Source organism: Marinomonas sp. ef1, from assembly GCF_002806845.1.
GTDB lineage: Bacteria > Pseudomonadota > Gammaproteobacteria > Pseudomonadales > Marinomonadaceae > Marinomonas > Marinomonas polaris.
Genome location: NZ_NHTT01000009.1, coordinates 146925 through 160120, shown reverse-complemented (window position 1 = coordinate 160120; position 13196 = coordinate 146925). Strand labels below are relative to the sequence as shown.

Below are 13196 nucleotides of genomic sequence, written 5' to 3'. Positions count from 1 at the left end.
TTTTTTCTTTGTTGTTTGCTCAACAGCAAAGGTTTTAGAGGTTCGTATATTATGGCTACCGAGCTAGAGCTAAAGTTAATGCTTCACTCAGAGTATCTCAAGTCCGCAAGTGATTTTCTTGATGAAATTTGTGCATCTTCTGACACTAATGAACAATCTCGTCAGCCTACGTTGGCCTTGATGAATGCGTATTTTGATACGGAAGGCGCAGATCTCATGCAAGGCGGTATGGCACTGCGTATTCGTGCTGTTAACAATAAGTTTATTCAAACCGTAAAAACGCGAGGCAGTAACCGCGTCGGCATGCATGCTCGTGGTGAATGGGAGTGGTTTGTGCCTAGCGATCAATTGGATTTGTCTTTATTAAGTGACGTCCCTTTGCCCGAATCATTACAAGATATGTTTTGGTGTAGCAAGCTGATTGAAGTCTATCGTACGGACTTTGAGAGACAAGTTTGGAACATCAAATCTCAAGAAACCAAAATGGAAGTGGTTTGCGATCAAGGTTTGGTAACCTCTCCTTATGGTGAGGACGCGATTTGTGAGTTAGAACTGGAGCTGAAAGAGGGCGACGAGGCGGGTTTGTATCAGTTTGCGTTGCAACTTGCAGAGCGTGTGCCGGTTCAGGTCAGTATTGTTTCAAAGGCGCAAAAAGGCGTGCGTTTAAAATACGGACAGATTGAATTTCCTAACAAGCCTGTTAATACTTCTAATCCATTCGAATTAGCCGCATATTGGTACGAAGTGTGGTTAGTTTATTGGGAAGCAATGTATTTTATGAAAGACGAAGCACTTATGCAGCCCCTTCGCCATTCTATGGTTCAATTGAGAGCCTGTTTGCCCAATGAATTAGCGCAAGCGCTAGGGTGCTTAGATGGCGAATTGGAACAACAACTTGTAGAGGAAGAAGACTTGTTGCTGAAAAAACTCGCAGGCATGACTCAAATTGGCATTACCATGTTGACAGTTGGGCAATGGTTAAACCAGCAAGCTGTGTAAAAATAAAAAGAAGATTTTGTAAGGAAGCCCTGTGACACCTCCGCATTTGAACCCTAACTACGCGATATTTTGTGAACAATCCTCTTCTCGTGCCTTGTTATTGGAGCATGTCCAAGATGCTCGAGAAAGGCACGGGCTTGATTCATTAAACCAAGAGCAAATTGATATATTAGAACCCTTGTGGATCTTGAGTGATTATTTACATCAGCAATTTACTCGTTTTCCCCATTGGTTAGATGATTTGTTGGCGCTTAAAAAGCTACCTGAAAAGCCGTCCAAAGAAGCCTTGATGGCTGGCGAAGCATTTTTTTCATGCGAGGCGAGTGCTTGCCAGACAGAATCACTAGAGCCATTAGATGAAGCCGGTTTTATCAAACGTTTGCGTTTGTATCGTCAGTGGTGGATGGTACGGTTAATAGCTTTGGACATTCAGCAGCGGCTTTCATTGACCGAGCTGACGTCACGTTTAAGCGCGTTAGCGGATGCATGTGTGAATGCCAGCCTTCAATGGACAACGCAGCACTATCTTGCCTTGTACGGTCAGGCGTTGGATAGCAAGGGCTTACCTCAGTCGATGATTGTGATCGGTATGGGGAAACTTGGCGGAAACGAACTAAACCTGTCTTCTGATATAGATTTAATTTTTGCCTTTCGTGAACATGGTGATACTCAAGGCGGAAAGAAAAGTCTGTCACATCAAGAGTACTTTACCAAGCTTGGTCAAAAACTGATTCAGCATCTAGATCAGGTCAACGCCGATGGCTTTGTTTTTAGAGTCGACATGCGTTTGCGGCCGTTTGGTCAGTCTGGTGCTTTAGTATTAAACATGGATTCGTTGGAAAATTATTACCAAGATCAAGGTCGAGACTGGGAACGTTACGCCATGATCAAGGCTCGTGTCATGTCTGGTAACACCTTGGATGTGCGCGAATTTGAAGCATTACGTAAGCCTTTTGTGTATCGCAAATATCTCGATTTTGGGGCGATAGGTGCATTGCGTGACTTGAAACAAATGATTGCTAAAGAGGTGCGTCGCAAAGGCATTGAGCACAATATTAAATTAGGCGAGGGGGGAATTCGTGAAGTTGAATTTATTGCCCAAGCTTTGCAGATATTACACGGTGGTCGAGATCAGGGCTTGCAAACGCCAGCCTTGTTGAAAGTGTTACCTTACCTTGCTCAACAGGATTATTTGCCTGTCGAAGAAATGGATCAATTGCGTGAGGCGTATTTACTTTTACGTCGCACCGAGCATGCATTGCAGGCGGTGAATGACGAGCAAACGCAGCTATTGCCAGAAGATGATCGGGCACGTACGCGCATTGCATTAATTGTTGGTTTCCCTTCTTGGGAGGCATTGGATAAACGTCTTTGGGAAGTGCGCAAAAATGTACATCGTTCTTTTGTGGCATTAATCGATGATGGTCACGAAAGCACTGAAGAAGTGAAAAATCAGGAAACATGGCGTTTATTGATCAAGCATCCAGAGGATCGAGAAGCCATACAAGACGCGATTGAGCTGATTTCTTGGCAAGATCAAGAAGCGAGTATTTCACGTATTTCGCAGTTGCTTAGCTCTCGCACCGTAGTGTTTATGCAGCCTATCGGTCATGAACGACTTGCTGTATTTTTAGCGGCTCTGATTTCTAAATTAACAGACGAAGCCAATCCAGATTTGGTATTAGAACGTGTTTTCCCTATTTTAGAAGCGGTGTTACGTCGTACTGCCTATTTAGTCTTGTTGTGTGAAAATCAAACAGCGCTGACGCATCTTATTCGATTGTGTCGAGAAAGTGTGTGGTTTACCGAAGCGATTTCGACGACGCCAGCATTGCTGGACGAACTGCTAGACGCCAATACGCTATTTTCACCACCAGATAAAACCATGCTAGCGGAAGAGCTTCAGCAAATATTACTGCGATTACCTGAAGACGATGAAGAAGCTCAGATGGATGCTATGCGTCGCTTTAGGCGTTCTATTATCTTGCGTATAGCTGCCTGCGATATAACAGAAATACTACCTGTAATGAAAGTGAGTGATCACTTAACGTGGTTGGCAGAAGTACTTTTAGATCAGGTGTTGCAGCAATCTTGGCAATATTTGACTAAGAAACATGGCTTTCCAGTAAGCCAAGGCGAGGTTGCTTTCACTCCACAACTGGCGATTATTGGTTATGGTAAGTCAGGTGGTTGGGAGCTTGGTTACGATTCAGACCTCGATCTTGTATTTATTCACGATGCACAGGCAAACGGAAGTACAGACGGCGATCGAAGTATCGACAATCTCACTTTCTATACTCGTCTCGGGCAGCGTTTAATTCACATGATTACCAGCTTTACTGCTGCTGGTCGCTTATACGAAGTAGATATGCGTTTGCGTCCTTCGGGTAACTCTGGCTTGTTGGTTTCTAGTTTAGAAGCTTTTAAAGATTATCAGCAAAAAGAAGCTTGGGTTTGGGAGCATCAAGCCTTGACTCGTTCACGCGGTTTGGCCGGTGAACCTAATTTACTTGCTAAATTTGAAGAGTGCCGTAAAGAGATTATTGCTTCAGCGCGAGATCGCAATGAACTTAAAGCTGAAGTCATCAAGATGCGTGAGAAGATGCGTGCTCATCTTGATACTGGTGGCAAAGAGCAAGGTTTTGATCTTAAGCAAGGTGCTGGTGGCATCATTGATATTGAATTCATGGTGCAATACATGGTGTTGGCTTGGTCATGTAAATACCCTGAGCTGATGCGATTTTCCGACAATGTTCGCCAGCTAGAAGCGGCTGCTTTAGTTGGCTTGATTGGTGCTGAGCAGGCTGAAAAAATGACCGATACCTATACTCTTTATAGGTCTCTTACTCATAGGTTGAGCTTGCAGCAACAGGGTCGAGTGGTTCAAAAGGATATGCTAGTTGATAACCAGAACTTGGTGAGTCAGTATTGGGATAGTTTTGTTAATGATGACAAAATCTAAACTCTGTATTTTGCTTCCAAATTACAAAAAGGTGTTCGTAAATTAGCCAATCACCCGCTATACTTTGGCCATTGATCAGTTTTTTTCGATCTACCATTCACAATTGATAGGAGGAAGAATGCCAAGCATTAATGGTGTTAGCAGTCCTGCGATGGATTATGCGAGTGAAGTCTATAGCGCTAATTTAGCCAAGGCTGCTCAGCAACAAAAAGCGGAACAAAATCTTGCTTTATTGGCCGAAGCCGCAAAAAACGTTACGCCAGCTGCGAGTAGTGGATCACACACCACGACGGATAACTTAGGGCAAAATATCAATATTAACGTTTGATTTTAAGTTGTTATCCTATTGATTTAAAAGATGTTACACAATAAAAAGCCCCGCTAGATTTTATCTGGCAGGGCTTTTTTATGTCTAAAATCTACATTTAGTGAATGCTAGAATGTGTTATCTTTTTCGACAAACTTTAGATCTTCTTCAGGTAGTTCCCCACCATTTATAACGGCCTCAAAGGCTTTCAGACGTTTGTAAATTGATAGCAGTTCAACAATGGTTGTCCAAGAACTAACTAAGAATTGGAATGAGCCTTCTACTTGATTAAAAGCACTAAGAATGCGTTGCATAATACCCAGTGTGAAGGCTCCAGCGACGATGGATGGAGCAAGTATAATTAGTGGTACAAATTGGCCCATATAAATATAGGAATAGCGAACTACGTTAAAATATAAGTAATGGCCGTAAAGTCTAAAATAGTTTTTACGAACGTTGGCGAATAGCTCGTTAAGTGTCAGAGGTTCTGCTCGATCTTCATAATCTTCTCCATAGACTAATTCTTTTCGGTAAGCCGCTTCTACTCGCTGGTTTTTAAACTCAAGGCCTGGAAGTTTAATGCCTGCTAATGCAAGTAATACTGTACCAAAAATAGACCAAATGATTGCGACAAAAACCAGTGGCTGTGGGACTTCGCCTATGAACGGTATTTCTTTTACATAGCTTGATAACCCCCACAATATTGGTAAAAAAGCGAGTAGGGTCATGACAGCATTTAGAAAGCGAACTCCTAGGCTTTCTAATATAGATGCAAAGCGCATAGTGTCTTCTTGGATGCGCTGTGCGGCACCTTCGATATGACGGACTTGTTGCCATTTTGATGTGTAATAATCTGTCATAGAAGTCCTCCATCGGAAGACGTAGTGACTGATAAAAAAATTGCTTAAAACGGCGACAACTACTGATACAAAAACGATGATGGATACTGTAGATAGCTGCGCGTAAAAACTGCCTATAGTGATGCTATTTGGGCTGCTAAGGGCTTTTTGAATTAGGTCGTAAAATGTGCCGTACCACTCATTCATCATGACGCCAAGCTGAACCTGAAACCAAGTGATAAAAATAATCAGCCCCGAACCTATAACTGACCATTTCCCCCATTTTTGTCCGCCATAGGCCATCCAGCCACCAATGAATATGGCATAACAAGCGGCCATATATTGGTATAACCAAATATCGAGTGCTGAATCTTGTGCGCTCTTAAAGGCTGCTTGTGCCGCGGCATCTGCACCTTCGGCTAACGCCACAGGAAAATGAACGCCAAATAGCGAGCCAAGGCTTAAGATGCCTCCTAAGTCTTGGACTTTTGCATACCAGCTAATAACACACACAAGTGCCCACAGGGCAAAACTAAGAAAAAATAATTTAGGTTTGGGAAAGAAAGATTGAAACACGGTTTAGTTTCTCTATAAGTTGAATACTTCATAAGCCATTGATTTACGCAGGGTTGTTTAATGGCGCTTTACCGGAGCTTAAACCAGTAAAGTGATAATCACAATCAAACACCCCTTAAGGAATCAGCAAAAAAGACGATAATCCATTATGGTGACTGTATATTGAAGGTAATTGAGGGTGAATTGACACTATGAGAGCAATGGGAGTGTTATATGTCACAGGTTGATGTGTATTTAGTCCGAGCTTTTTCTATTTCAGGGCAAGGAGGAAATTTAGCCGGTGTGGTTTTGCATGCTGATGCGCTATCGGATCTGCAAAAGCAATCTATTGCTAAGCAAGTTGGTGTTTCTGAAACTGCTTTTGTTAGCCAAAGTGATAAAGCAGATTTCCAGTTGGCTTTTTTTACCCCAACCGTAGAAGTCGACTTTTGTGGTCACGCTACCTTAAGTGTATTTTGGTTATTGCGCCATTTACAGCACATTTCGGCAGGAAGTTATCAACAGGAAACAAAAGCGGGAATCTTAGCTGTTGAGGTGTTATTAAAGGGCGATGTGTTGATGAGTCAAAGTTTGCCAATTTGGTCGGCTGAATTTAGCGCAGAAGACATCGCCCCTATGTTAGGTCTTCAGCCTCAGCTTATTGCTCAATCTGGTTTGCCTATTCAAGCTGTATCTACTGGGTTGGTTGATGTGATGATTCCTGTACCCTATGGCGTGTTGGATTGTCTTGAGGTTGATAGTGATGCGATAACGCGTTTCTGTCAGCAGCATCAATGTATTGGGTTTCATGTTTTTGAAATGAACCCACCAGAGGCCATCTATACGGCAAGTTGCCGAAACTTCGCACCAGCCGTGGGTATTCCAGAAGAATCCGCGACAGGTAGCTCGAACGGAGCGCTTGCTTGTTATTTAAATAGACACTTTGGTTATCAGCAGGCAATTTTTGAGCAAGGGCGAGCAATGAAAATGCCATCACGTATAATGACCCAACTAATAGTAGATAATGGAGAGTTAACGCAAGTTAAAGTGGGAGGAGAAGGGGCGTTTAGTAAACTTATTTCTATCTGTATGGATTAAATAAAAAATCGGACCGAAGTCCGATTTTTAAATATGTTACCTAGTACTTAATTGCTTACGCAGCTTTGTTGTTAGCTATCACTGTCGCAACGGCTTTATCAAGTCGAGCAAGGCCATCTGCAATGTCTTGTTCAGTGATAATCAAAGATGGCGCTAAACGTAGAACGTTTGGACCCGCAATAAGAACAAATAGACCTTCTTCCGCAGATGCTTTAACAATCTCGCCGGCTTTGCCTGCAAGGCTATCAATCACTTCCGCACCGATTAGAAGACCCATGCCACGAATGTCTTTAAAGACATGGTACTTTTCGTTAATGGCTTTTAGGCCTTCAACAAATAGATCGTGACGCTTCGCAACACCGCCTAATACTTCAGGCGTGTCGATGATATCAATAACCGCTTCAGCGATAGCGCAAGCCATTGGGTTGCCGCCGTAAGTACTACCATGAGTACCAAATGCTAAGCTTTTTGCTGCTTTTTCTGTCGCTAGCATTGCACTTACAGGGAAGCCATTGCCTAGTGCTTTTGCAGTGGTTAAGACGTCAGGTTTTACGCCAAGTTGCTCGTAAGCGTATAGCGTGCCTGTACGGCCTACACCGGATTGCACTTCGTCATAAACCAATAACGCATTGTATTGATCACACAATTCACGTACTTGTTTGGCAAATTCAATGTCGGCTGGAATAATTCCGCCTTCACCTTGAATTGGTTCCATCACAACGGCACATGTTTTATCGCTAATAATTGCTTTAAGTTGCTCAATGTTATTGTAGTCGCAATGCTTTATGCCACCTGGAGTAGGTTCAAAGCCTTCTTTATATTTTGCTTGTCCGCCTACTGAAACGGTAAATAATGTACGACCGTGGAAAGACTTATAAAAGGCGATAATTTCGTTTTTTTCTGGACCAAAATTATCAAACGCGTAACGGCGAGCGAGTTTAAAAGCAGCTTCGTTGGCTTCAGCGCCACTGTTTGCAAAGAAAACGCGGTCAGCGAAGGTCTTTTCAGTCAACTTTTTGGCCAATCGTAGTGCTGGCTCATTGGTCATGGTATTTGATAAGTGCCAAAGTTGCCCAGCTTGCTCACGCATGACGTTGACTAGAGTTGGATTGGAATGACCCAATGCAGTAACAGCAATGCCGCCTGCAAAATCGATGTATTCTTTGCCTTCTTTGTCCCATACGCGAGAGCCTTCGCCACGCACTGGAATAATCGCAGAAGGTGCGTAGTTAGGAACCATTACTTCGTCAAAGGTTGCTCTCGTTACTTGTTGTGTCACTTTTCTATCCATCTCAAAAAAAGACCTCTTAAAAATAGGTGGCAGCAATGGCAGCCACCTATAGGTTTATATCAGATTTCTCAACTCACGAATAGCGACAGTTACCATAGCAAGTGTTAATTCGCTTTCGGCTTTTATTTCACTAAAAGTCGCACGGTAATGCTTGATGCTGTCATTATTTGATTCGCGCCAATGAGTCAGACGTTGTTCCAGTTTCTTGATATCGACACTGGACTGAATGACCTCTTGGGTGAGGGTTCTTAAACTATTATCCACTTCGTCGCCTAGGCCTGCTTTTGCACGACGTTGCCACATATCGTCAGCTGATAACTCACTAACTTTATGGCGCAACCAATGTAACTCTAAGTCCATTTCAAGCGCGAAGTAAGTTTGAGCGACATCTAATACTTCGGTCTCGGTATTTGCCGCGACGCGAATGATGTCTAATCCGTAGAACAGGTAATGAAGAGACGATAGTCTTTCCGCTACTTCTACTGGGATATTTTGCTCGACAAGGCTTGCTGCAATATCGGCCAGATGCGCTTGGCTAGATTCTGTCAAAATCGCCTGCATATTGGCTCTAATCACTTCAACACCTGGTTTATAAGTGTCTTTTAAGCGTTGAATAGACAAGCTTTCGCGAGTATTACGTAATAGCCAAAGTGTCGCACGCTCTAGAAGTCCCTGAATGCGGATCAACAAGCTGTTTAATACAGGGTTAGCTACTATGAAGTCTAGACCGTTAATCGCATCCCAAAGTGCTGGAATGCCAAATATGTCTTCCGCAGCCATGTAAGCACGAACAACATTCAAAGAAGACGCGCCGGTCTCTTCTTGCATGTAGGTGCTGAAAGTTGGCCCCATTCGATTACCTAGGTTGTTCGTCACATGTCCAGCAATGATTTCTTGAATCAACGGATGTGACGCCATTTGGCCGCCGAAGTGTTTGGTCAACTGAGTGGGGAAGTACTCATTGATTTGAGTGGTCAAGTCGACATCTTCACCAATACCGTCTTCTACCAATTGCTCAGACAATTTGATTTTCGAATAAGCCAGTAGTACAGAAATTTCAGGACGAGTTAAGCCTTGACCTTTGTTTAAGCGTTTTTTGATCTGAACATCGCTAGGCAAGTACTCGATTTCACGATTCAAACGGCCTTCACGGACAAGAGATTGAATCAAACGCCAATGATCCGCTAGACGCACTGGTGCTTGCGCATTTGCCAAGGACAAAACATGACTTTGTCCGCGGTTATGACGCAATACTAGGTTACCTACTTCGTCGGTCATTTCTGCAAGCAAGCTGTTACGTTGCTTCTCGGTCAAATCGCCATTTTCAACTACGCGGTTTAGTAGGATCTTGATGTTTACTTCGTGATCCGAGCTGTCTACACCCGCAGAGTTATCGATTGCATCGGTGCTGATTGAACCGCCTTTCTGGGCAAATTCAATACGGCCTAGCTGTGTTAAGCCTAGGTTGCCGCCTTCACCAACGATTTTACAGCGAAGCTCTTTACCATTTACGCGTAGTCCATTGTTAGCGCTGTCGCCTGCGTCTGCGTGGGACTCGCCTTCAGATTTAACGTAGGTGCCGATGCCACCGTTCCACAGTAGATCAACGGGCGCTTTTAGAATGGCGTTGATCAAATCTGTTGGTGCCATAGATTTAATATTGCCTTCAATGCCCAAAGCTTTACGAATATCCGCATTGATTGGAATGGACTTCGCAGAGCGATTGAAAATACCGCCGCCTTTCGAAATAAGCTCTTTGTTGTAATCTTCCCAAGAAGAGCGAGGCAGTTTAAACATGCGCTCACGTTCAACAAAAGACGTCGCCGCATCGGGTGTTGGATCGATAAAGATATGCATGTGGTTAAACGCTGCGATTAGGCAAGTGTGTTTCGATAACAGCATGCCGTTACCAAATACGTCGCCCGCCATGTCGCCGATACCAACCGTGGTGAAGTCAGTTGTTTGACAATCGATGCCGATTTCTTTGAATTGACGTTTAACGGATTCCCAAGCGCCGCGAGCCGTGATGCCCATTTTTTTATGGTCGTAACCATTAGAGCCACCGGAAGCAAAAGCATCGCCTAACCAGAAACCATATTTCGCAGAAATACTGTTTGCCAAGTCAGAGAAAGTTGCTGTGCCTTTATCTGCTGCTACTACCAAGTACGGGTCGTCTTCGTCGTAGCGAAGTACAGATAGTGGTGGTACCACTTCGTTTTGAACAAGGTTGTCAGTAATGTCTAGCAAGCCACTAATGAAGGTGGTGTAGCAGTGGATAACTTCTGCTTGTACTTCTTCACGAGAAGCGTTCTTTTTCAATTGTTTAGCAACGAAACCACCTTTTGCTCCAGATGGAACGATGACAGCGTTTTTCACCATTTGAGCTTTTACTAGGCCGAGTACTTCAGTACGGAAATCTTCCATACGGTCAGACCAGCGTAAACCACCACGAGCGACTTTACCGCCGCGCATGTGTATACCTTCTACCCACGGCGCATAAACGAAAATTTCGAATTTCGGTCTTGGTAGCGGTACTGCTGGAATCAGTGTTGGGTCTAGTTTGAAAGAAACGTAATCTTTGACTTCGCCTTCAGAGCCGGCTTGGTAGAAGTTGGTACGCAGCATTGCCTGAATCACGGAAAGGTAGTGTTTCAGAATGCGGTCTTCGTCCAAGTTAGCAACTTGATCTAATTCTAGATCGATTTTCTCAAGCAGCTTTTGAACTTTCTCGTCACGTTTTGCTTCTTGGCTAGGGTCGAAACGTTGTTCGAATAGCTGAACCAATAGACGAGCGATGCCTGCATTTTTCTCTAGAGTTTGCTGCATGTACTGCAAAGAGAAAGGCACTTGTAATTGCATCAAGTACTTGGTCAACGCACGTAACATGGTGACTTGACGCCATGTTAAGGAAGCGCTTAGTACTAAGGCGTTAAAGCGGTCATTTTCAACACGACGGCTGAAGACTTGGTTAAACGCATCTTGGAAAGCTTCACGCTGAGAGTTTTTATCAAGATTGATATCAGCATCAACACTGATGGCAAATTCAACTACCCATGTGTTCGCTGTGCCGTCACCATTTTGGTCTAGCTCATATGGGCGAGCTTCTAGTACTCGTAGCCCCATGCATTCCAAAATAGGTAATACATCAGACAAGATAAGCGTTGTACCCGCGCCATATACTTTGAAAAAGTAATTATTCTTTGTTTGTCCAACTTGACGGTAAATATGTGTTGAAATATCACCTTCACCAGCGAGTTGTCCTAAACGTTCAATGTCTAAAACAGCTGCGTTTGGAGAGAAATCTTCACGATAAGCCGCTGGCAAATAAGGTACATAGTCGTTGAAAAGGATGTTGCCATTTTCTTCGCCATGGCTCTTATGGAGCGCCATTAGCAGTTTGTCTTCCCATGAGCTCATTGCATCTTGCATCTTACGCTGAATATCTTCTGCATCGATGGTCGGGCTTTGTTTAGGGTCCGCAATTTGAATAGTGAAGTTAACGCGCGCTAAAACAAGCTGTGAGAATTGTACGTTGAATTCAGAGCTAGTACCGTTACAAGCGTTCATCAAGATGTCTTGCATCTTCATACGCAATTCCGTGTTGTAACGATCACGTGGTACGTAAACCAAGGCGTTCAGGAAACGGCCATAGATGTCTTTGCGAAGGAATACGCGCAATTGACGGCGTTCTTGAATGGCAAGGATGCTTTCGATGGTACCAAAAAGCTCATCAACTGGAGCTTGCAGCATCTCATCACGAGGGTAGCTGTTTAAAATGTGCTTAAGATTTTTACCCTTGTGGCTATTTGGATCCACATTGGCTTTTTCAACAATGATATTCAGTTTTTTGCGCAATAACGGAACATCTTGCAGGCGAGCGATATAAGCGGCAGATGAATACAGACCAAAGAAGCGCCATTCGCCTATGACATTGCCTTTTTTATCAAAGCGTTTTACACCTAGGTAATCAAGGTGGACAGGGCGGTGCACAGTGGAGACCGCCGTGGACTTGGTTAAAACAAGAATGTTACTAGGGTCTACTGCTAATTTAGCTAGGTTGTCTTGTAAAACGATATCGCGTTTTACTTTCTTATCGTTGATGTCGCGGAAGGTTCCTAGACCTGAGCCTTCAACCAATTTAAGGTGTGTTTCGTCGCCTTCGACCGCAAGGTCGTAAGCGCGGAAGCCGATAAAGGTGAAGTGGTCATTGGCAACCCAGCGTAAGAAATCAAGAATTTCCTGATGTTCTTCATTCTTTTTTAGATGCGCAAGTTGTTCTGATTCGCTGATAATGTCGCTTAGTTTGGCTTTCATTGTAGGCCAGTCTGCGACAGTTTTCTTTACATCGACTAAGCTGTTAAGTAGTTCTTCTTTAATTTCATCCAGCAAGTTGATGTCGGACAAACGATCGATTTCAAAGCGCATCAAGGCTTCGTGTGATTTTGAAGACGAATCGATGCCTTGTAGTTCACCTTTTTTATTACGATCAACTGGTACGACTGGGTGCGCTGTTAGGTGAATTGTGTGGCCAAGACGAACCAGTGCCATATTGAAAGATGAGACAAGGAAAGGCATGTCATCCGTTAAAATTTCGATAACGGTATGAGTTGATTGCCAGCTGTGCTCTTCGTAGTTCGGATTGTAGACACGAACCTTAGGTTGGTTTACTGGGCGTTGCTGTAAGAAATCCCATAAGCAGATAATTGTGCCGTATAGATTTTCTATCGACTCATTGACCAAATCTTCCGTTAAAGAGTCCTGGAAGTAGAGGTGGGCAAGTTGAATCAAGTTGTTCGCTTCTGCAGTGCTAAAGTTTTCGTTTATTTCTACTTCAACACGTTCGATTAATTCGTTTTTTTTGTAATCAGTCATTAGAACTCATCCCTCGTGAGTGGTGTTCTTAATAAAACTAGTTGTTAATGCAATTTTACGAAAGTATTCGGTTTGGACTCTGGATATGATTATTATGAAAATTTCACTCCTTTGATAGCTACTAACTTATCTAATTGCGACATATTGTTATGATGTCTGGTTAATCGGACTAAAAAAGCCTTGCTCAATACGAAAAAAACCTTTGTTATCCATTTTAAACGAAATAAACTCCTTTTTTGTCTATAGTTCGCAGGATAATATTTTGTACAAGAC

Annotated in this window: 7 protein-coding genes; 4 read left to right on the top strand and 3 right to left on the bottom strand. The window is 43.3% G+C overall.

The features are described from left to right. Window positions 1-51 precede the first annotated feature (51 nt). From CCS02_RS14440 to CCS02_RS14430, 3 genes are all read left to right on the top strand, one after another. Complete coding sequence (locus CCS02_RS14440) at window positions 52-999, top strand: CYTH domain-containing protein (RefSeq protein ID WP_100636941.1); 948 nt, start codon at window positions 52-54, stop codon at window positions 997-999. A 31-nt stretch (window positions 1000-1030) separates the two neighbouring features. Continuing rightward, the gene (gene glnE / locus CCS02_RS14435; protein ID WP_100636940.1) at window positions 1031-3961 is read left to right on the top strand and encodes a bifunctional [glutamate--ammonia ligase]-adenylyl-L-tyrosine phosphorylase/[glutamate--ammonia-ligase] adenylyltransferase; all 2931 of its coding nucleotides are present in this window, start codon (window positions 1031-1033) and stop codon (window positions 3959-3961) included. A 118-nt stretch (window positions 3962-4079) separates the two neighbouring features. Beyond that, window positions 4080-4289, top strand: coding sequence for a hypothetical protein (locus CCS02_RS14430; protein WP_072839518.1), 210 nt, complete (start codon window positions 4080-4082; stop codon window positions 4287-4289). Between the two features lie 107 nt (window positions 4290-4396). On the opposite strand, the gene sbmA is transcribed toward CCS02_RS14430, so the two are convergent. Next, a complete protein-coding gene (sbmA, locus tag CCS02_RS14425) occupies window positions 4397-5683 on the bottom strand; it encodes a peptide antibiotic transporter SbmA (RefSeq protein ID WP_100636939.1) in 1287 nt (428 codons plus the stop codon). A 213-nt stretch (window positions 5684-5896) separates the two neighbouring features. Between sbmA and CCS02_RS14420 the strand changes: the two genes are divergently transcribed. Further along, window positions 5897-6760, top strand: coding sequence for a PhzF family phenazine biosynthesis protein (locus CCS02_RS14420; protein ID WP_100636938.1), 864 nt, complete (start codon window positions 5897-5899; stop codon window positions 6758-6760). Window positions 6761-6815: 55 nt separating this feature from the next. On the opposite strand, the gene CCS02_RS14415 is transcribed toward CCS02_RS14420, so the two are convergent. Further along, window positions 6816-8051 carry an aspartate aminotransferase family protein gene (locus CCS02_RS14415; RefSeq protein ID WP_100636937.1) on the bottom strand — a complete coding sequence of 412 codons (1236 nt, stop codon included), beginning with the start codon at window positions 8049-8051 and terminating at the stop codon, window positions 6816-6818. Between the two features lie 54 nt (window positions 8052-8105). Continuing rightward, window positions 8106-12923 carry an NAD-glutamate dehydrogenase gene (locus CCS02_RS14410; protein WP_100636936.1) on the bottom strand — a complete coding sequence of 1606 codons (4818 nt, stop codon included), beginning with the start codon at window positions 12921-12923 and terminating at the stop codon, window positions 8106-8108. Between the last annotated feature and the right edge of the window lie 273 nt (window positions 12924-13196).

Coding starts and splice junctions, on each gene's coding strand:
- CCS02_RS14440 (WP_100636941.1), top strand. CDS start 52: ATGGCTACCGAGCTAGAGCTAAAGTTAATGCTTCACTCAGAGTATCTC.
- CCS02_RS14430 (WP_072839518.1), top strand. CDS start 4,080: ATGCCAAGCATTAATGGTGTTAGCAGTCCTGCGATGGATTATGCGAGT.
- CCS02_RS14420 (WP_100636938.1), top strand. CDS start 5,897: ATGTCACAGGTTGATGTGTATTTAGTCCGAGCTTTTTCTATTTCAGGG.
- CCS02_RS14415 (WP_100636937.1), bottom strand. CDS start 8,051: ATGGATAGAAAAGTGACACAACAAGTAACGAGAGCAACCTTTGACGAA.
- CCS02_RS14410 (WP_100636936.1), bottom strand. CDS start 12,923: ATGACTGATTACAAAAAAAACGAATTAATCGAACGTGTTGAAGTAGAA.